Genomic DNA, 19,622 nt, shown 5'->3' with positions numbered 1-19,622 from the left:
CGTGCACGGCCCTCGTTCAAGGGGATGGGATGTTTGGTCGCCTGTCCTTCGCTGTCCTCGGGTCCGCGTGTCACGGTTCGGTTCCTCCCTCGCGGCATCCGGAAGTGTTCCAGTATTCATCCGATCGTAGAAGGAGTAGCTCGTGGCGGGCGTAATCGAGATCTGTGCCGGCGCAGGCGGCCAGGCACTCGGTCTTGAGCGGGCTGGATTCGAGCATGTCCTTGCTGTGGAGATGAACAAGGATGCCCTCGCGACGTTGAAGAAGAACCGGCCTCACTGGAACCTCGCGGAGGCCGGAGACGCGGCGGACCCGGCTATCTGGAAGCCGGCAGACTATTCACCCGATGCTCGTGGCGAACAGATAGATCTCTTCGCCGGCGGCGTACCTTGTCCGCCCTTCAGTATTGCGGGTAAACGGCTCGGCTCGGCAGACGAACGAGACTTGTTCGCCTGGGCGGTCGAGCAGACTCCGATCATTGCTCCTCGCGCAGTTCTTCTCGAAAACGTACGTGGGCTGAGCACACCTAGATTCGCCGGGTATCGGCAGTTCGTGCTCGACCGCTTCCACGAGTTCGGTTACCAAGCCGAATGGAGACTGATCCATGCATCCGGCTTCGGTGTTCCTCAGGTACGACCTCGGTTCGTGCTGATCGCAATGCTGCCCGAGTACTTTCAACACTTTCATTGGCCCGAGCCGAGTGGTGAGAAGCCGCCTACGGTCGGAAGAGTACTTTACGACCTGATGAGCAAGAGGGAGTGGGAGGGCGCGGACGCATGGGCGAATAAGGCCGAGGACATTGCGCCGACGATTGTCGGCGGCTCCACCAAACACGGTGGTGCGGACCTGGGCCCCACAGGCGCCAAACGCGCATGGGCGAAACTGAGCGTCGATGCACACGGAGTTGCCGATGAGGCACCCGGTCCCGGCGACAAGTTCGAAATCGGTCCACGCCTCACGAACGAGATGGTTGCAAGAATCCAAGGGTGGGACGACAAGAACTACAAGTGGAAGTTCGTCGGAAAGAAGACATCGACCTATCGGCAGATCGGCAATGCCTTCCCGCCCCCGGTCGCCGAAGCACTCGGGCGCGCCATTCGGGCGGCTATCCTTCGTGAGACCAAGCCTGCATCCCGCATCCTCGAGACACGGCACGATCCTGTCTACCGGATCCTGCGGGATCGCGGCGATTTCGTCCTCTTGTCCGAATTGGCACATAAGTCGGGCCTAGAACTCTCACCAACCGGGGTATCAGCCCATCTCGATCGACTGTCGAAGGACTTCGAGATCGAGGAAGTTGAAACGGAGCACGGAGTCGCATACCGGCTCGGCAACTTCCGGGCTTTCGTCGGTCAAGGAGAACATCCGCGTCACGCCCACTTTTCGACTTCTAGGCGACGTTGAACGACAAGTAGTTGAGCGTCACTACGAGCCGCAAAGGACTCGTACCCCCGCCGACCGGGTGACCGTTGGAGACCGAGTACACGTACCCGGTCTCCAACTTGTGCCCTGCCTATCTGCTTTCGGACGAGTCCGGAGATGACCACCGTTGCGGAGTCCCCCCGGACGACAAGTGATACGCGGCCACTCGCTGCCTCATCGAGACGATGAACAACGCCCTCGACCCCGTCGCGATTCGGCCACGAAGGCAGAGCATCCCAACTCGGGGAGCAGTGCAGCCGTCGAGGACAGAACTTGCACACCTCCGGCGCAGGACGTTCCTCCCGGTTCCCGGCCACCCACCTGTCCCTGGCTCGCACCGCCTCCTCTATTACACGAGCTACCTTTTCTTCGGTAACAGGCACCTCGATCAAACCTCGCTTGAGACTGAACAACCTGGCTACGTCGGGAACCCGTCCTGCGTCGCGGGCCATCAGGTGTGCATAGAACAGGACCTGTCTGATTTCGTGCTCATTGAGCGTTGTACCAGCTGATTCGTGCTCACCCGTCTTGACCTCGATCAGGCCGATTCGGTCCTGAGAAGTGATGAGGATATCTGCCCGACCCCACAATCCACGCTGACGATCCATGAATACTTGCTCGATACGGACTCGAGGGTTCTCCCATGTTTCCAGGAACGAACCGAGCTCGTCAGCTCGTGCCCGCAACCGACTTACCACGAGACGTGCTCGTGCGGTGTTTGCTTGATCAGGCCTTGCGAGGGCGATAAATCGCTTCGTCAACGCATCTTGTGCTCCCCTGCATTGCCAGTCGCCCGACACAAGCCACTGCTCGATGGCCTGGTGCGCCAACGAGCCTATGTCCGTACCCGGGCGAGTCGGAGCGTCGGTCGGTGGCGCCCACGAGGGCTCTCGTGCCGGACACGAAATAAGGGCCGAGGCACTCGTGGGCGTCATCCACCAACCGGTCAACAACTACTCCGCAGCGAGCATGTCAGAGAGCGCAACTACGGCTGCGGGGTCTCTGTCCAGGACGAAGCTGTCGACAACGATGACCGGAGCTCCGTCGCCCAAACGAGACTCCAGCTCTGCAATTCCGTCCGACAGGCGAGTGGCTACTACACCATCGTCCCCACTCTCCGCTGCTTCCAGGGGATGACGAGCGATCAATCCGATCTTCCCGACATGACTTCCCTCCCAGATCGCGGCGGCGATGTTCGCGCGGAGGTCGGTGAGGGGTGTCGCGTTGTAAGCATCACACCACTTAGCAACCATCTGCCGTTCGTGCTCGACATCGGGTACGAGCGTGCGGTTCTCCAGTACCGCGAGGAGGTCACGCGCAAGCCTCCAGTCGAGGAACGCATGGAACGCCATATTCCCGTAGTCCCTGAGGCAGCGGTAACACGACGACGAACACTCGCCCGCATGCCAGTCCTGCCCCAATTCCTTGAGATACGCCCGCACAGCAGCCAGGAAATCCGGGAAGACGTCAGGCTGCCCGAGTCGCGTACTGAACCCCGCACCGTTCTCGAGCGTGTCGGCCACGAACGCGAAGAGAGCTGCCTCCCCTTCGACTTCCCCCGAGTACAAGCCGGCCGTCAGCTCGGGAGGTTGAACGTCAAGAAATGTCGCTGCTGCTGTGCGCAGCAGGAACGCCAGCGAATACCATGCAGCTCGACGTCCCTCGGATCGGTCCGGGACTCCCGACGGCTGAAGCTTGCTTCCGTCGAGGTTGAGACGCAGTCCTTCGTCCTTGCGGACCGGCGCTGAGCTGCCGATAAACAGCAAGTCCGTAGGCTGCACCGAGCCCAGCGCAAGTTCCTTCACTGAGCCCGCCGAAATATCGTCACGTACAAGGCCCGCTGACACTGCCTCGAGGCTGACGTATCCGCCCTGCCAGTACTGCCCGGGTTTCACAGGCTGGAATCTGAAAAGCTCACCTCCACGATCGTTGATGACGTACCGTTCGCCAGGCCCCGAGTAAGCAAGGACACCTTCACACGTCGTCTTCTTAAGATCCTCCAAATCGGCATGTGCCTTGGCGGAAGACGACCTTGAACTCCACGCGAACATTCCGTCGAAATCGCGTGTCTTACCGGTCAGATAGCCAATCGGCTCAGCCATCATGATGCTCTCGAATGTCCCCGGCTCCGCCCCACAACGCGGGCATGAAGCTGTGGGGTCAGACGCTTTCGACTCGTTCTCATGCAAGTAAGAGCACCGGCGGCAGATATCGATCATCCGCTCTACACCAAAGGGCTCTGCCTCGGGAACCACCGTCTTGCCTACTCGCTTGTAGGCGGCTACTCCGGCGGCTGGGAAAACGGTACCGTCTCGAACCAGCTCAGCTCCTGGCGCGAACTGCGAAACAGCCATCGCAGCGTCACGGTCGATCAGATTCTTAGGTGGCCACGGATAGGTGCTCGTCGGCTTCTTCAGGTACAGATTCCGGACTTTAGTGGGGAAGCCGAACATCGGTAGAATCCCATTCTCAGCCAGCCGCTGGCTGAGATCTTCAGCTCCACTGGTTCGCTCTACAGCTTTGTCGACTCGGCCGATCAGACGCTTCTCGAGCTCGTCGACGATTTCATCGACCTTCGCCTCGAGTCCAGTGTTTACGGCCAGCGCTTTTGCCGTCCTATCGATTTCATCGCCATTGCGCTCTAACCATGCGTTGATTGCAGGCTTTGCAAGACGCCATTCGTCAGCCCGACCGAACTGACCGTGAGTATTCGTGCCTGTGCCACTGTAGTCGCCGATTTCCGAAGTGAGGGCGTCGCCGCATGCAGCGAACGCCATCCGAAGCGTTTCCGACGCAAGCACGCGTTTGAAGATCGACTCTTGGTCGAGCGCGAGATAGGGCGGAGGTGTCGGATCGTTGGTAATCCGCGTCGGCCGATCGAAATAGTACTCGTCATGACTACGGCCCCGGCAAACGGTCATCGCAATCGCGACCCTCGAGCTGCGGCGCCCAGCACGACCGACTCGCTGCTGATAGTTGAAGCGGCTGGGAGGCATGTTGCCGAGGACCACCGCCTCGAGCGAGCCGATGTCGACACCAGCTTCCATCGTGGTCGTAACGGACAGCAGGTCCACTCCGTCAGGACGGTCGTTCTGCGACTCGTCCAGGAAGACCCCCTGGAATCGCGCCTGCCTGGACTGTGCATCGATCCGGTCGGTCTGACCGGTCAGTTCGGCCGCATTCATCCGGAATCGCCCGATCGCCTCGGATGCCTTCCACGCGTAGTAGTCGTCGGTCAGCGTAATGGCTTCCGGGTTCTCCGGCAGACGGCGTCCGCATCGCGTGCATAGCGTGGTGCCCCTGTGAAGGTGCGGGCGTCGGCACATCTGGCAGACCCACCACACCCCTCTAGGCTTTCGCACAGCCACCTTGCTGTCGTCGATAAGGAATTCGACGACCGCAGGACCCCAGTAGCGACGCACACGGTCCTCGACATCTTCGACCGGTAGCCCGAAATGTTTGGCCAGCGCTTCCCAGTGCTCCCGGAGCTTCTTGGGCGCGCGATCGTTCGGGTTCCGCAGTCCGAAGAACCTCCTCATATCTCCCAGCACCCGCAGACTCGATCGTGCCAGCGCCGCGTCGCTGTCCGGTTCCACGTCATCGAGCGCATTATCGAGCTCGAGCGCTATCCACCCGAGCCCGAGCGACTCGAAATCTCGGCCCGCCCCGGAATAGATTCCCTCGAGGAACTGCTTGCGGAACTCGTCGTCGATGCGTGCCACGAGTTCACGTTCGGCGTCGTCCGAAAGAGCCCGCGGCTTAGGTACCCCAGACTTCGGCCAGGAGTACAGCTCTGACCAGCGAACCGAACTGTTTCGCCCCTTGGACACGACATTCAGCGAAGGGGCGGGTCCACCTGGATTGACTCCGATTTTCAGGAGCTCATCCCGGACCTTGGTCCTGAGAGAAATAAGGGTCGGAGGGCGGCTGAAACGCCCCTCGAGGACTTCCAACTCCCCTTCCTGGGGCTCTTCATCACCTGACCAGATGTCGACCAGTCTGTCGAACGTGTCACGATCTCTGTCTCGTAGCGTCTTCCGCGCTGCCTTGGCCTCGTCGGTTCTCACTCCGTCCTGTACCCATGCTCTTGCAAGCGAGACAAGATCGTCGCCGACCTCTTCGTTCCCGCCCAACGACTCCAACAGGAGAATTCGCACGAGGTCCTGGTAGTGCCTCAGAGCAATACCGGAGGACAATTTCGCCGCGTCCTGACGGCTGTCGGTGAACACGATCAACTTTCGCTCGGCATCTCGAAGCTGCTGAGCTAATTCCGTCACCAGAATCTGGTTGATCTTCTCGAAACCGGTGCGCATGGTGCGGATCGGCGACCGCAACCGTGTCGGATCGGAGAGAGGAACAACCCCCTTCCTGGTTTGCTTCACCTCCCAGTCGTCGCCGCAGTTCGGACATTGGGTAGGAAGTCCAGCCAATCGCGATAGTTCTACAGGCTTCTTCCGGCCGGATTTCTTCCCTCCGCCGGCCTTGACCCGGAACCCCCAGCCAGTGCTGGGTTTACCAGCGGCAAGCAATCCATTGGCGGGGTCAAGTCGTGCCGGGAAGTACCCGAATGTGACCCCCTCGACTTCCCATTGAGGATCCCCGTCCCCAGCCTCGGGCTTGTCCTTGCGCGGCCAGTACACCATGTAGTTCGTCGCGAGCCGATCGTTGTTGACCTGATCCGGAATTCGTCCCAGATCGGGGACGTCGGCAAGCAGCAGTGCTTTGACTTGAGCTCTCTGAGGGGCACCTTCGGCCGTGAAGCCTCCCAAGAGAACATCGCCGCAGTTCTGGCAGTAGAGGAGTTCGAGGACACGCGCGCCGCAATCGCACCGCGAGCGGGGCTCCGCATAGAGGCACCCCACCGTCCGGTCAGGGAAGAGGCTCTCCCCGTAAAGCTTGCTGCAGTTGGGATCCGTGCACGCCCACATACCGGGGACATTCCGGAAGAAGTAGTGGCTGCGCAAACGAGGCCAACCGTCTTCCGAAGATGCCTTGTTCAGGAGTTCTCGCACGGATCGACGACGCTCTCCGATCGACTGATCCCGATACAGAAGCTCACCGAGTTCGTCTTCGGACTTGGCCTCCGGTGCATCGGCCATTTTTCCGCCGGAGCGCACGCGGAAGGCATTGGCCAGTGCAACCTTGGGGTCACGCCAGACGTCGAGCGAATCGCTTTCGGGTACAACCAACTCACCCGGGAGGAACTCGAAGGAATCTGCATCGAGGCCGAAGAACTCGCCCAGATATGCCTTGTCTCGTTCCGGGTCGAGTGATGCGGACGCTGCGAGGACTCGGATCTTGTCGGGACGATCGGAGATTCCGAGTCGGTGCTTCAGATTCCGAAGCAGGAGCGCCACCTCGGTTCCTGCCGTACCACGATAGGAGTGCAGCTCGTCCACTACGAGGGTGAAGCGATTCGACTCGTCCTCGAACAGCCACTTCCTGGTCGCTTCGAAGAACCCCGCGTCCGACGGACGCAGCAGCATCACGTTCAACATCGAGTAGTTGGTGATCATGATGTCGGGCGGGAACTCTGCCATATCCCACCGCGACAGCATCTCGGCACCGCCGATCCGTGGAACGAAGTACCGGTGATCCGGGTCTGGCAGCTTCGCTGCAGCAGCGGACACTTTCTCTGTCTCCGAGAAGAACTTCGCCAGTTCACTCCTGGCCAAGCCGTTCTCAGAGCTGCCACTGACGGGTGTCGCACCGGTGTACCGGCCGAAGTAGAAGCGGTGACCATTCCGATTCCGGTCGAGCCAGTCCCGAGCGTCAGCACTATCCAGCGCACGGCGTAACCGAACGAGCTGATCGTCGACCAGCGCATTCATGGGGTACATGATCATCGCGCGAACCGCAGCGCGGCGACCTTGCTCGCCGTTCCGTTGCGCTTGGAACCCTTGCTCCGGATGGGTCCACCACCGCCGGATAGCGTCGGCTCCCGATCCCTCCCAGGTACGAGATTCGTCGATCAGTCCCGCAATCACGGGCAGCAAGAACGACTCAGTCTTACCCGATCCGGTTCCTGCGGTAATTACGACATTCCGGCCCGGAGTCGTACCAGCACGCAGCGCTTGCTCCTGGTGCATGTAAAGCTGTTCTGGCATGCCGCCGGCACGAAGAAACGCTGCTGCCTCGGCTTTCAGCCCCGCAACACTCACCGATTCTTCAAGCGAACGCCCTGTCGACCGATACTGGGGACGAGCTTCGATCAACGGCCTCTGATAGATGCCACCGGGCTTGTCGAGGAGAGCCCGGCGTTCATTTTCGAGCTGTCCCTCTGCAAGGCCGAACGGCGAGTCGTAATAGCGAAAAAACGCTTCGCGCAGGGCCTCGAAGGACCCGATAGCGTCGAGTGAATGCACTTCAGAGCTCATACCATTTCCTCTTCATCAGAACTCAGAGTAGAAAGCTTCTGCCTCAGGGACGCCGCCACAACATCGGCCACAGATCTCGGAACATTGTCGTAGCGGGTATTTCTGGACTGTTTGCCGACCTTGGGACCGAGACCGGTGCACAGTCCCAGTACCCTCCTTTGAGGATCGGGGAGAGACATACCCGCGTCGATGAAAACCGTGCCGATATCTTCTTGCGACGCAGGATCTCGGCGCCACCGAATATGATTCGCGAGGGGATGTGCCGCGAGATAGGCACCTTCGACACGACTCGTCAAGAACCAAGCGTCATTGAGACGGAGCATATGCCGTTGCCGACCAAGAACTTTCTGACGATACATTCCAGGCGTCCTCACCGATGACAAGTCGACACGATCGAACCGCAGTTTCCCTGGGTTCCACTTCTCTACCGGGCTTCCGTCCATCACTGGCGGAGCACACGGCGGGCCCGGGGCAATGCGCTCCAACGACTCGGCCAGTCGCTGCGCAGCATCGGGCACGAACCCGACTCCAAGTCCACTCGCAATGTCGGCAAGATCGGCGCCCGACTGGTACGAGATGTAGACGGCTGTCGGCGGATCGAAGTCGTTGTCCGTGAACGGGCGACAGATTCTGTGGACGATCGCCTCGTTTTCTGTCAGGGCATCGTCCAGTCGTGCAGGACGGCCCCCGGTCAACAGTGCGTATCCGAATCCACCAGGGATAGTGGTGAGCACGGGGGGCGCAGTCCGCCACCGTGCCTTCCCTCTGTCCCATTCCACGTCGATGTGCCCGACAGTGATCTGGTCACGCAACCATCGACCGGAGCGCATCCGAAGATCATTCTCCGAGACGTCCTGTGCGTGATCGGCCTGAGAGTTCGTACGGTTCACCCACGCGATGTGAGTACGAAGATTCTGGACCGCACCCGATCCGACTTCGCTCATCCATCGCAGGAGAAGATCACCTGAACCGATCATTCGATACTCCCTCCGGCTCGCCATACAGACAGATAGATCTGCAGCTCAGGATTCGACAATGCGTGGTTGGAGTCCGCGAGCCGCTGAAGAAATTCGTCGGAGAATTCATCACGAACGGTGGGCACAGGACTGCTGACGCCCACCTTTTGCACGTCGACGACAAGCGTTCCCGCTGTGCGGACCAACCACACGTCGTTCGGGTAGAGAACCGGCGTGAATCGGGAGGGCTCTAGAAGTCCTGCCTCGGCGATCCATTCAGGAACTTCCGGCTTTTCAATGGAACGTAGCTGACCGCCATAGTCGATCACCCAGCATTCCGTCTTCCCTCGAGGCAAGGTCCAGATGTCGGCCTCAAGCGACTCGTCCAGAGTGTGGACCCAAGACTCCGCTTCTTCCTCATCTTCACGAGTTCGACCGAAAGACAGCTTCGGTAGGCCCTCGTGGACCTGGAACTCCAGCTTGCGGTTGCCGACTTCGAGTACATGAGTCCCGGACACCAATGGAGGACTTGCCCGCAGCGGCACGGGAAAGTCGCTTGTCCACAATATTTGAGAGATGCCATCCAACGAAACGCGAACCTGCTCGGGTGCCTCGCCCTTCGGAAGGACCAGATCGGGCTCACCACCCTCTAGGTAATGATGACGGCCCCCGATCTTTTCCACGGGGAGGCGTAGCCCGTTCACCAAATGGGGCACGGGAGGTCTATCCGGGCGAAGATTGGCCCCGATATGAGGGGCACCCTCCAGCGCGGATGCGAACGCATCCTTGTCCGAGAAAACAACGGATTCATAGATGGCGTATCCCCGAAGAATCAAGTGTGTCTGGGGTTGCCTCACGACCCGCCAGCCCGTGTCGGCAGCCTGCCTGATCACTTTACGCACCTGCTGAGCCACGCTCGAGGCTACGGCGATTACGTGTTCGTCGAACGGCTCGATGCCGCCGCATTCGACCCACTTGCCGGCCAGTTCGTCGAACGTCAGGACGTATACCGGCTTTGGGCGGTGCACTGCGATGCTGAACTCGCCCGAAAAGGAGAACTTCCTATCGATGGTGGCAGATACGGCCGGTAGTGCCGTAGAAAGCTCATACAGCGAGCCGTAGTCCGGCTGGGAGATCTCGATCGAGCCGAATGCATCATTCGTCAGCGTCTCATGTTGGACTTCTTTGCGAACAGGCACCACCCATTCTGCGTGCGCGTCGTCGAGATCAAGTGCAAGAAGGACCGAGAGAAGATTCCTTCCAGTTGCCTCAACCACTCGCTTGTCCCACCGAGAGGCAAGGTTCATCAAGGTAGGCATCAACAGCTGACGGGCGTCGTTTCCTCGGAGAATCTCGACAAACCTGGACGACAATCCACGTTCACGCGCAGCCCAGATCCGAAGTGCCCGGAGCAACTCACCTTCATCTGGGACGTTCTCAGGATCGAGGGCAATGGCATCGAAGAACGCCGTGAGTCTCGCTCGATCGGTAGCCCGAACAACAGCCTGTGTAAGGGAATACCCGATTCGCCTGAGACGGCTCATCGCCACCAGAGGAAACGACTCGAATCTGGAATCATTCTTTACCCAGTTGGCCAACAATTCCCAGAATGAGTCCATATCATCGAACGCCGACAATAGCTCTTTGGGTGATACCTCGTATCCGTACCGCGAGAACAGGTCCGCAAGCCGCGGATAATAGGCATTCGGATTGAACTTCTGCGTTGAATCGAATTCGGTAGCCGCGAGCACGGACACCGCCAGAAGCGGCAGCACCGGAGGAGGCTCGGCCTGGTCATCCGACCTCCACTTTGCGATTTGACGCTCGATGGGCTCGAACAAGCGCCCTCCGCCTCTCCAGGAAAACTGCGAGGCTACTGCAGTCACAAGCGACTTCTTGGCCACGTCAGCGTCGCAGCGACAGATGCGTTCCAGCTCGGCACCGTCGATGAAGAGCGAAACAGAACGTCCCCCAGCCTGCGGCCCGAGGATGTTCTCGAAGATTCGGCGTTGCCATTCCAGATACGACCACGAATCGGCACGATCGGCCGATTTACACTCCCCCGCTGACGACTTCGCCAATTCTCACCTTCCGCCTTCCGGTGCAGATACCCCCAATGGGACCACACGACTTCTCAGCAACGCGTTGCGGCCTGCCCAACTACGCGTGGCCCTCGGGAGAGAGCCAGACAGTATGCGACGAAATGACCTTCATCGTCAATCGCCGGGAGGGGGCGGTTCGCTTCTTCACATAGCGCCGAATGGTCACTCGGGGTCGTCCCTGGTGTGTCTATCCCGTCTCGCGCACTCGAGTACTTGCTGAAATCGAACGGGTCGGACGGTGACTGCACGGGCTCCTCTCGAGGCTAGCTTCGGACCGATCCCTGGGCAGGCACATCCCGGCAGGCATCGGAGATATTGATCCTTCAATCGGGGGACGCTCATAGCCCGTTACGGGCGCTAATGGGATCGTTACCCCAACGTAATATCGTGCGCCGTTGGTCCCGCCGATGCAAAGGATTTGGCCCCTGCGGACGCCGAGAGCTCGACGATCCGCCTGCTCCTCCCCACCCGACCGTCCGTGCCATTCAGTCGGGACGGTGGTTGATTTGTCCGGGTCGAGTGGCACACTGTGCCGACCACACAAAGGAGAGCTCATGGTCCTACCTCTGATTCCGGCCGCGCTGATCGCCATCGGCGCCGTGACCGGCGGCGGCGGCGTCGCGCTCAGCGGCAAAGGCATCACCGACCGCAAGAAGGCCGCGGACCAACTGCGCAGGGCCCACGAGCAGTACACCAAGCGCCGCGACGCGATCGTGGAGCGCGTCGGGAAGACCAACGCCCAACTCGAGACGCTGGGCGGTCAGCAGCAACAGGCGTTGACCGACGTTGTCATCCGCATGGCGGAGTTCTTGCGTCGACACGAGAAGCAGGTACGTGAGAACGAGCGGCTGCTGGCCGACGGTCTCCAGGCCGGCATCACGCAGGTCGACGGACCGAACGGCCTCGATCTGAATCTGGGAGGCTGGCTCGGTGGAGCCATGGCATCGGTTGCGACCGGTGTCGGCACCGCATCCGCAGTATCGGCGGCTGCCACGAGCTTCGGTGTTGCAAGCACAGGCGCCGCCATATCCGGTCTCTCGGGAGCAGCCGCACAGAGCGCCGCAATGGCATGGCTCGGCGGAGGCGCACTGTCGGCCGGGGGTGGCGGTGTGGCACTCGGCGCGGCAGCGCTGAATGTGGTGACGATCGGTCCCGCTCTTTTGATCAGCGGATTCGTCATCAAGGGGCAAGGCCAAAAGGCACTCACCGAAGCAGCCGAGTTCCAAGCCAAGATCGACATTGCGAATGCCGAATTGGGCACCACCGACACTCTCCTGACCGCCGTCGACCACCGCATCGACGAATTGCGCTCCGTGCTCGGCACACTGACCGTCAAGGCCATCGCAGCCCTGGACGTGCTCGAGTCCGAGCCCTTCGAAGCACGCGCTCATGCGTCACGCTTCCAGAAGGCGATGGCGCTTTCCGTAGCCGTCCGGGACGTCGCCGCGACCCCCATTCTCGACGAAGACTGCGAGCTGACCGAGAACAGTGCGAATCTGACCGTGCGGTACCGCCCGATGACCGAAGGAGACGGCCGTGGCGCCGAACAAGGCTGATCGGAAAGTGCACGAGGGCGAGGTATTGGGCTCGGTGAAACGCAAAATTGCTGCGGTCGACGGTTTCGCAGCGCTCTCGCAGCTGGTCACCGCCGCGCAGGAATGCATCGAGATCCACGCTGTCGAACAAACGAAACGCACCCGTCTGCACACCTACGCAACCGCAGAAGTTCAGCGCATCAAGTCGGCCGAGTCCATCGTCAGGGACTACTTCGAGCAGTCCTTCGCCGAACGCCGCACAACCTTCGATGCCTTGTTCTCCCGACTGGATCAGGCACTGGAGCAAGAGAACTCACAGGTGATCAGCGAAGTCCTGCGAGGGATCGTCGACATCGCCAAGACCTCCCCCCTGGCCGACCTCGGTGATCTCGGGCAGATTCGCGCGGCGCTCGACGATCCCGATCAGGTGTGGGACTTGTGAACCGATAGCTCGATATCCGACGGCTCACTGCACGCGCTGCCGCGAACGTCGACGAGTCGCCCTACAGAGAATTTGAGGAAATCACCGTGTGGTCCTGGGTGCTGCACCCAGGACCACAACGGGCCTTCCACGATCAGAACGCCTGAAGATTGTCTCGCAGCGTGCTGTGCTCGTACTCCTCCCGGACGGGACCACGCGCCTGCAGTGCAGGCACGAGCCCGTCGACGATCTCCGCGACGAACCGATTCGTGTGCCCGCCCTTCGTAGCGGTGATCATGAACCCGTCGCCGCCGACTTCGTCTGCGATCTCCTGCATCCGGCCCGCAACCTGGTCGGGCGTGCCCACCCACTCCGATTTCGCAGCACCCATCTGTCCGCCGAGCTCACGCATGGTGCGGCCACGCAATTGCTTCTTGAACGTCTCCAGCGAGGAACGCTGGCGGCGGTGTACGTGCTGTCGATCACGTCGTCGTCGAGCACTTCGTCGAGGGGCAGCTTCGCCAGGTCGACGTTCATGCGATCGGCGGTGTCGGCCAGCGTCTGGATTGCGCGTTCGCGGGCCTGCTCGTTGCGGAGCCTGGCTCGCAGTTGCGCTTCCTCCTCGGTCGCGCCCACGATCGGTGCGATGAGGAAGAGGACCTTGGTGTCGTCGGGATTGCGGCCCTGCCGCAGGATCTCCTCGCGGATGAAGTTCCGATAGTCCTTCATACCTTCGACACTCGATACGCGATCACCGGTCGACCCTGGGGACTCGGACCGGAGATGAGGGCGGTGCCAGAGTGCTGGATGAAATCACCCTGGAATTCGACGTTGTGGACCTTGGCGGGATCGGCGAAAACTCCGTCCTTGCCGACGATGGAGTCGGGATCCCACGAGTTCCAGATCTGCTTGACGAGTTCGACGTACTCGGTTGCGTGCGCGTAGCGATCGACGGCGTGATCCATCTCCATGCCGAAGTTCTGGAATGCCGGCGGCTGGGCTCCGGTCACCACATTCCGAGCTCCGCGTCCGTTCGACACGGCATCGAGCGAACCGATGAGGCGCGCCATGAGGTACGGGTGGTATGCAAAGGTCGGCAACGTCGCCACGAGTCCGAGATTCCGGGTGGCGGCAGCGACGAACGTAGCGAGAACGGCCGTGTCGATGCGCGGAATCGATGTACGTGGATCCGTTGCGAACCAACGGAGCTCGTCGAGTCCCGCTGATGCAGGGGGCATCTGATGGACGAGTTCTATGTCGACGGTCTCCGTCGCGCCGGCCGCAGCTTCGCTGCCGGACGGACAGCCAGCAAGGGCCAGCAGCGACAACACCGCACAGGCGGCAGTGGCGCTTGAAAACGCTTCGTCATTATCCTCCTCAGGTAGGTGCTCGGGCTCCGAGAGGCGATACGCGAGACTCACTCGAGAGCACTTTCAGCGACCCGACGTGCTCGTCCGTATCCACGCCCGGTCATCAGCAACGGTCTCGGGGCCGCTGGCGAGCGACCCCGAGACCGCGGATTCCTTTACGCTCCTGGCTGCTTGTGACTACAAGCGACTAGTTCGCGGACTTGTTCGGAACGAGGTAGTGAGGACCGACGAAACCGACGTGCACTTTCCTCGTCTTTCCACCTGTGTCGTCGTGGAAGTAGATCCGGGGGACAATATTGCCACCGCCCTCAGCGACCTTGAGGTGTGCGAGCATGGTCAGTCGGCCAGTGGGATCGACAGCTGGATCGACGTCGAATACTCTTGTCCGGCTGAGCTTCTTGCTAGTCCGTACACCTTCCCCCTCGGTCATCGACAGCTTCTTGTCTGTTGCCGGCCAGCCGTCCACAGGACCGCTCGCGCACCATTCCCAGAAGCCACCTCTGTCCCAACCACCGGCTCGGTCCTTGGCGTACGCCGCCAGCGCCCGGAGTCCTCGCCAGGCTGCGTTGCCCCACACATAGGATTCTGGAGCCGTGTCGATGGCTTCGAGTTCGCGTTCAGCTGCGTCGGGGATATTGAGCCAGTCCGAGAGGTACATCCGGGCGGCAATGACAGCTTCGGAAGTATCTTGCACTTCGTCCGGAATGGATGTCGAGTCCTCGTCCTTGGTCCCCCAGACCAGGTCGTCGAGTCTCTTGGTGATGAGTTCTAACTTCAGTCGTGATAGGTGCCCACGCGCTTGCGCGAGTTCCTTCTCGAGTTCGCTCCGCTCCTCCAGGGACAGTTCGTATTGAAACTGCCAGTAGTCTCTCTCTTCTGTGAGCTCTGCAGCGCTCCCCGTCGACGCTGCTTCCACTTGATCGCTGAACTCGTTGAAGACGTCGGGTACTCGGCGACGCGCTGAGAGCTGGGCTACCGAGTAGATGATCCTGTTCACTGTCGCTTGACGCGCCAACTGGAGACGTTTGTGCACGTAATACCTGTGTCGCCAGCCCTCTGAGCCAGGCGAGACCGGATTCGGCAGGTAGATGCGAACGCCGCCACCCCAGATCGCGAGATCTCCCAGTTCCTTTCTGAATGCGGTTACTGCGTCCTGATCGAGCGTGAATACCACGGCAACACCTTCGACACCGGCGGCGATGTCGGAGGCAACTGGCGTCCAGTCAGCATCGTGCGGGCCGGCCGGCTGCGAACAGACGATGACCGGAACAGTACGGGCCGGGTTGGCCAGGACGCTCGTGAGAATCTCTATACCGTTGGCAGGTATCGCTTGCGGTTCGGTGAGGAGGCCGCTACCTCCGAGACACGGTTTCGTCGCCGCTCTTAGCATTTGGTGCACAACTTTTGGCCGACGAAAAGTGACACGTTGTGTGAGATTGGCGGACTCCATACCGTTCTCGACCAAACAGTGAACCGTATTCTCGACCCTCACGACCTTGATCAAGGTGGTCCAGTCTGTGGCTCCCCCTCGCATATGGTCGTGGACATTGATCTCAAACCCTTCGTCCCCGAAGCGATGCGATCGGATCGACCTTTGTTGGCTCCGGATCTCCACCTCGGTCAGTCCGTCGGCGAGGGGTGCAGAGTTCGGCGAATCCTTGGCCCAGCTTGCTGCGATACCCGCGAGCTGATGAACAGCCGCCGTAGGATCGATCGTCTCCGCGTCCGACCAGATTGCGCGGTACAGGACAGTCACAAACAGCCTCTTTCATCTTGGTCGCGACCTGATGTTTCGCGACTTGCTCCACCGCTTTTGGACGTTACTAATCAGCCCCGACAGGGCGGGCCCTTTCGGTACGTTTCGTGTCCTCGGCAGCTCCTGCAGCGACCGATCAAGGCTTTCCTGTGGTTCCACGCGTGCACTCATGCGTAGGCGACCAACGCTGTTGGAACCCGCCCAGGTGAACTCCTCCAAAGTGTGCACATGCCGCAGAATCCGCCACGGTCCCGGCCCGAACCTGCGAACGAGCAGCTCCGCGATCTTGATGCACCTGGCGGCGGACCGATCGCACTGTGCACTAACTGCTCGTTTCAGAATGACTCGGCGTGCACTGCGGCAGAGGAACCGATCGGCAGCACCGATGTGAAGGGCCTTGGAGAAGCTGTGTTCCTCCTGTGACTGTAGTCGGGGTGTCAGCAAGCGGATGGCACGCCGAATTGCTGTCGCAGAGTGGCGTTCAGGTCGAGGTAGCCGTGTATGCCGAAGGTGGCCAGAGAGCTGTCCATGGCCATGAGAAAGTCCCCACTGGTGGCCGAGTAACGGTCCCCACCGGTGGTGGCCAGATGAAAGTCCCCGCCTCGTGTTCGTCGTGATTCCCACCGGAACGCCAGGCCTGAGCGGTGAAGGTGAAGGTGCCACCCAGTCACCTGTCACCGCCCAGGGAGTTCCATTGAAGTCTGCGAAGGACCGCATGGACATCATTTCCGCCTACCGCGAGGTCGGCACCTACCGAGGCGCCGCCGAGATGTGCGGCACCACCCACAAAACCGTCCGCCGTGTCATCGAACGATTCGAAGCCGGCGACACCCCGCCCCCACGGCAACCCCGCCCCCGCAACTACGACACCGTCACCGAGATCGTCGCAGAACGCATCGCCTCGTCCCGAGGCAGAATCTCCGCCAAACGCCTGCTCCCCATCGCCGCGGCCGCCGGATACACCGGCTCGGACCGCAACTTCCGCCGCCTCGTCGCCGACGAGAGAACCAAGTGGCGCAAAAACAATCACCGCGGCCGCCGTCCCGCCGTGTGGACACCGGGTGAATACCTGGTCATCGACTGGGCCACCCTCGGTGCCGGTCTGCACCTGTTCTGCGCGGTGCTGGCGTATTCACGGTGGCGGTTCGTCGCCTTCGCCACCGACGAACGCGCCGCCACCACCTTGACGTTGATCGCCGAGGCCCTCGCCGCGATCGGCGGGGTGCCCACCAAGGTCCTGGCCGACCGGATGGCCTGCCTCAAAGGCGCAGTCGTGGCGAACGTGGTGGTCCCGACCCCGGACTACGTGCGGATGGCCACCCACTACGGGTTCCGTCCCGACTTCTGCCACGCCGCCGACCCCGAGTCGAAGGGCGTCGTCGAACACCTCGTCGGCTACGCCCAACGCGACCTGGTCGTCCCGCTGCTCACCGACGCCGACCTGTCCGGCCGACCGGTGAACCTGGCCGCCGCGAACGCCGCCGCGAAGGCCTGGTGCATCGAGGTCAACACCCGGGTGCACACCGAGATCGACGCGGTCCCCGCCCAGCGACTGCGCGAGGAACAGGCCGTGCTCGGGCCGCTGCCGTCGCTGCGCCTGCAGATCGGGCCGCCGCCGGTGACCCGCAAGGTCGACAAGCTCTCCTGCATCCGCTTCGGCTCGGCCCGCTATTCGGTGCCGACCCGACTGATCGGGGCCACCGTCACCGTCACCGCCGGCGAGGGGCGACTGCTGATCGCCGACCCCGCCACAGGGGAGGTCGCCGCCGAGCACGCGCTCACCGCCCCGGGCACCGCGTCGATCCTCGACGAGCACTACCCGACCCCGCGACAGGCTCCCAGTCGCGGTCCGCGACCGAAAACCGAAGTCGAGAAACGATTCTGCGCACTCGGCCCGGTCGCCGAACAGTTCCTCGTCGGTGCCGCCGCGGCCGCCAACACCCGCCTGCCCGCCGAACTCGCGGTGCTGCTGGATCTGCAGGCCGCGCACGGCACCGATGCCCTGCTCGCCGCCCTGACCCGGGCGGTGGCGTTCCGGCGGTTCCGCGCCGACGACGTCCGGTCCATCCTCGACGCCGGCGCCGGGGTTCCCCAACCCCGCCCCGGCGGTGAGGCGCTGGTGCTGGACTTGCCGACCGCCCCGACCCGATCTCTCGACGCCTACGCCGTCACCCGAGAGGAGACCGCGCGATGAGCAGTTCGAGCACCGCCGTTCCGCCGGCGGTCGCGGCGTTGCCCGCCGACCTCGACGCCGGTCTGCGCCGACTCAAACTCGCCACCGTCCGCCGCACCGCCGCCGAGGTCCTGCAGACCGCCAAGACCCAACGCTGGACTCCGGAGGAGGTGCTGCGCACCCTGATCGAAGCGGAGTTGGCCGCCCGCGACGCCTCCAACATCGCCGCCCGACTCAAAGCGGCCGCGTTCCCCGTCGCCAAGACCCTCGACAGTTTCATCGTCGCCGAGTCCTCCATCCCACCAGCCACATTCGACTACCTGATCGGTTTGGAATGGGTTCGTGCCCACGCCAATCTGGCGCTGGTCGGCCCGCCGGGGACCGGAAAATCCCACACCCTGATCGGGTTGGGGATCGCGGCCGTGCACGCCGGGCACAAGGTCCGCTATTTCACCGCCGCCGACCTCGTCGAAACCCTCTACCGCGGCCTGGCCGACAACACCGTCGGCAAGACCATCGACACGCTGTTGCGGGCAGATCTGATCATCGTCGACGAGGTCGGGTTCGCGCCGCTGGACGACACCGGCACCCAGTTGCTGTTCCGACTCGTCGCCGGCGCCTACGAACGCCGATCCCTGGCGGTCGCCTCGCACTGGCCGTTCGAGCAGTGGGGCCGGTTCCTGCCCGAACACACCACCGCCGCCGGCATCCTCGACCGGCTCTTGCACCACGCCACCGTCGTGCTCACCGACGGTGAGTCCTACCGGATGCGCCAGGCCCGACACGAACGAGGTGAACGCCCCTGACCCCAACCCCGAACACCCACGAGGCGGGGACTTCCACCTGGCCAAGAGCGGGGACACCACGATGGCCGTTGACAAGAGCTCCGCCAGGCTTCGAGGGCACGGTAGACCGCACTTAAGGCATGCGGGCAGTCGGTGAGTAGGCGACCACGACATGCGGTTATCGATACGGCGTGTCATAGCCCTACTGATGTGGGTTGCTCATACGCCACGCATCCCTACGAGGAGCAGTTCGTCTTAGGAAAGAAGTGGACAACACCACTGCGCGCATCGCTCGATCACGGAGCAATTCGTCCTGCCCTGTGCCTACGTGTCCGCGACATAGGGTAGTAATGCACTCGTGTCCGAGATGAACGAAGATCCGATTCCCTCCCCCGTCGAGATCGACAAGCTTTCCGCCAACATGCGCGTCACCGCGGATGCGCTCGAGTCCGCCGAAATGCTCGTCGAGTTCGCGATCCCGCAGTTCGGTGCCCTCGATCCGGCCGGCATTCAGACGATCGATCCGGAACTGGGCGCCCTGTCGGACACGGCTACGGCCGATGTACTGAAGACGGTCGCAGACGAACTCTCGGACGCATTGTGGGCGCTCCGGAAAGCCCGGGAGCATATGGTCTCCGTCGCGAATCGGGCCGACCGGATGTACCCGAAGGCGTAATCGCACCCGTAGAGACACGCGAACATGACCGGCCACAATGTTCCGTGGCAG

At 61.8% G+C, this 19,622-nt stretch carries 14 protein-coding genes; 6 read left to right on the top strand and 8 right to left on the bottom strand.

Annotated elements, in window-relative coordinates:
* The first annotated feature begins 142 nt into the window (after nucleotides 1–142).
* Nucleotides 143–1,402, top strand: coding sequence for a DNA cytosine methyltransferase (locus CKW34_RS07495; RefSeq protein WP_059384671.1), 1,260 nt, complete (start codon nucleotides 143–145; stop codon nucleotides 1,400–1,402).
* Here the strand turns inward: CKW34_RS07495 and CKW34_RS24895 are convergent.
* The 4 genes from CKW34_RS24895 to CKW34_RS07480 are packed head-to-tail and all read right to left on the bottom strand — an operon-like array spanning nucleotide 1,369 to nucleotide 10,834.
* Entirely contained in the window at nucleotides 1,369–2,355 is a 987-nt protein-coding gene (locus CKW34_RS24895; protein ID WP_080968441.1) for a PD-(D/E)XK nuclease family protein, read from the bottom strand. The two genes, CKW34_RS07495 and CKW34_RS24895, sit on opposite strands and share 34 nt — an antisense overlap.
* An 18-nt stretch (nucleotides 2,356–2,373) precedes the next feature.
* Nucleotides 2,374–7,797 carry a DEAD/DEAH box helicase gene (locus CKW34_RS07485; RefSeq protein ID WP_064059933.1) on the bottom strand — a complete coding sequence of 1,808 codons (5,424 nt, stop codon included), beginning with the start codon at nucleotides 7,795–7,797 and terminating at the stop codon, nucleotides 2,374–2,376.
* Complete coding sequence (locus CKW34_RS24265) at nucleotides 7,794–8,741, bottom strand: hypothetical protein (RefSeq protein ID WP_155418982.1); 948 nt, start codon at nucleotides 8,739–8,741, stop codon at nucleotides 7,794–7,796. The genes CKW34_RS07485 and CKW34_RS24265 overlap by 4 nt, the downstream gene beginning before the upstream one ends.
* A gap of 29 nt (nucleotides 8,742–8,770) precedes the next feature.
* A complete protein-coding gene (locus tag CKW34_RS07480; RefSeq protein WP_059384673.1) occupies nucleotides 8,771–10,834 on the bottom strand; it encodes a hypothetical protein in 2,064 nt (687 codons plus the stop codon).
* A gap of 518 nt (nucleotides 10,835–11,352) precedes the next feature.
* Here CKW34_RS07480 and CKW34_RS07475 point away from each other — a divergent pair.
* Both CKW34_RS07475 and CKW34_RS07470 read left to right on the top strand, forming a co-directional pair.
* Nucleotides 11,353–12,411 carry a hypothetical protein gene (locus CKW34_RS07475; RefSeq protein ID WP_269458596.1) on the top strand — a complete coding sequence of 353 codons (1,059 nt, stop codon included), beginning with the start codon at nucleotides 11,353–11,355 and terminating at the stop codon, nucleotides 12,409–12,411.
* Entirely contained in the window at nucleotides 12,392–12,832 is a 441-nt protein-coding gene (locus tag CKW34_RS07470; protein WP_059384675.1) for a hypothetical protein, read from the top strand. Before CKW34_RS07475 ends, CKW34_RS07470 begins: the two co-directional genes overlap by 20 nt.
* A 133-nt stretch (nucleotides 12,833–12,965) precedes the next feature.
* On the opposite strand, the gene CKW34_RS24260 is transcribed toward CKW34_RS07470, so the two are convergent.
* The 4 genes from CKW34_RS24260 to CKW34_RS07455 form a co-directional block, all read right to left on the bottom strand.
* Nucleotides 12,966–13,109 carry a hypothetical protein gene (locus CKW34_RS24260; protein ID WP_157742102.1) on the bottom strand — a complete coding sequence of 48 codons (144 nt, stop codon included), beginning with the start codon at nucleotides 13,107–13,109 and terminating at the stop codon, nucleotides 12,966–12,968.
* Complete coding sequence (locus CKW34_RS07465; protein ID WP_059384676.1) at nucleotides 13,106–13,540, bottom strand: hypothetical protein; 435 nt, start codon at nucleotides 13,538–13,540, stop codon at nucleotides 13,106–13,108. Before CKW34_RS07465 ends, CKW34_RS24260 begins: the two co-directional genes overlap by 4 nt.
* On the bottom strand, nucleotides 13,537–14,049 hold the full coding sequence (locus CKW34_RS07460; RefSeq protein WP_155418984.1) for an LLM class flavin-dependent oxidoreductase: 513 nt from the start codon (nucleotides 14,047–14,049) through the stop codon (nucleotides 13,537–13,539). Before CKW34_RS07460 ends, CKW34_RS07465 begins: the two co-directional genes overlap by 4 nt.
* A gap of 319 nt (nucleotides 14,050–14,368) precedes the next feature.
* Complete coding sequence (locus tag CKW34_RS07455; RefSeq protein WP_197700694.1) at nucleotides 14,369–15,937, bottom strand: hypothetical protein; 1,569 nt, start codon at nucleotides 15,935–15,937, stop codon at nucleotides 14,369–14,371.
* A 694-nt stretch (nucleotides 15,938–16,631) separates the two neighbouring features.
* Between CKW34_RS07455 and istA the strand changes: the two genes are divergently transcribed.
* The 3 genes from istA (at nucleotide 16,632) to CKW34_RS07440 (ending at nucleotide 19,571) form a co-directional block, all read left to right on the top strand.
* Nucleotides 16,632–18,131 (top strand): IS21 family transposase, encoded by a 1,500-nt coding sequence (gene istA / locus CKW34_RS07450; protein ID WP_155418985.1) that lies wholly within the window; start codon nucleotides 16,632–16,634, stop codon nucleotides 18,129–18,131.
* On the top strand, nucleotides 18,128–18,916 hold the full coding sequence (gene istB / locus CKW34_RS07445) for an IS21-like element helper ATPase IstB (protein WP_059384679.1): 789 nt from the start codon (nucleotides 18,128–18,130) through the stop codon (nucleotides 18,914–18,916). Before istA ends, istB begins: the two co-directional genes overlap by 4 nt.
* Before the next feature lie 337 nt (nucleotides 18,917–19,253).
* Entirely contained in the window at nucleotides 19,254–19,571 is a 318-nt protein-coding gene (locus tag CKW34_RS07440) for a hypothetical protein (RefSeq protein WP_059384744.1), read from the top strand.
* Nucleotides 19,572–19,622: the final 51 nt, after the last annotated feature.

Source organism: Rhodococcus rhodochrous (assembly GCF_900187265.1).
GTDB classification, from domain to species: Bacteria; Actinomycetota; Actinomycetes; order Mycobacteriales; family Mycobacteriaceae; genus Rhodococcus; species Rhodococcus rhodochrous.
This window is presented reverse-complemented; position numbering and strand designations above follow the sequence as displayed.

Excerpts from the sequence above, each read along its gene's own strand:
- CKW34_RS24895 (WP_080968441.1), bottom strand. The coding sequence starts at position 2,355 with ATGACGCCCACGAGTGCCTCGGCCCTTATTTCGTGTCCGGCACGAGAG.
- CKW34_RS07485 (WP_064059933.1), bottom strand. The coding sequence starts at position 7,797 with ATGAGCTCTGAAGTGCATTCACTCGACGCTATCGGGTCCTTCGAGGCC.
- CKW34_RS24265 (WP_155418982.1), bottom strand. The coding sequence starts at position 8,741 with ATGAGCGAAGTCGGATCGGGTGCGGTCCAGAATCTTCGTACTCACATC.
- CKW34_RS24260 (WP_157742102.1), bottom strand. The coding sequence starts at position 13,109 with ATGATCACCGCTACGAAGGGCGGGCACACGAATCGGTTCGTCGCGGAG.
- CKW34_RS07465 (WP_059384676.1), bottom strand. The coding sequence starts at position 13,540 with ATGAAGGACTATCGGAACTTCATCCGCGAGGAGATCCTGCGGCAGGGC.
- CKW34_RS07460 (WP_155418984.1), bottom strand. The coding sequence starts at position 14,049 with ATGCCCCCTGCATCAGCGGGACTCGACGAGCTCCGTTGGTTCGCAACG.
- istB (WP_059384679.1), top strand. The coding sequence starts at position 18,128 with ATGAGCAGTTCGAGCACCGCCGTTCCGCCGGCGGTCGCGGCGTTGCCC.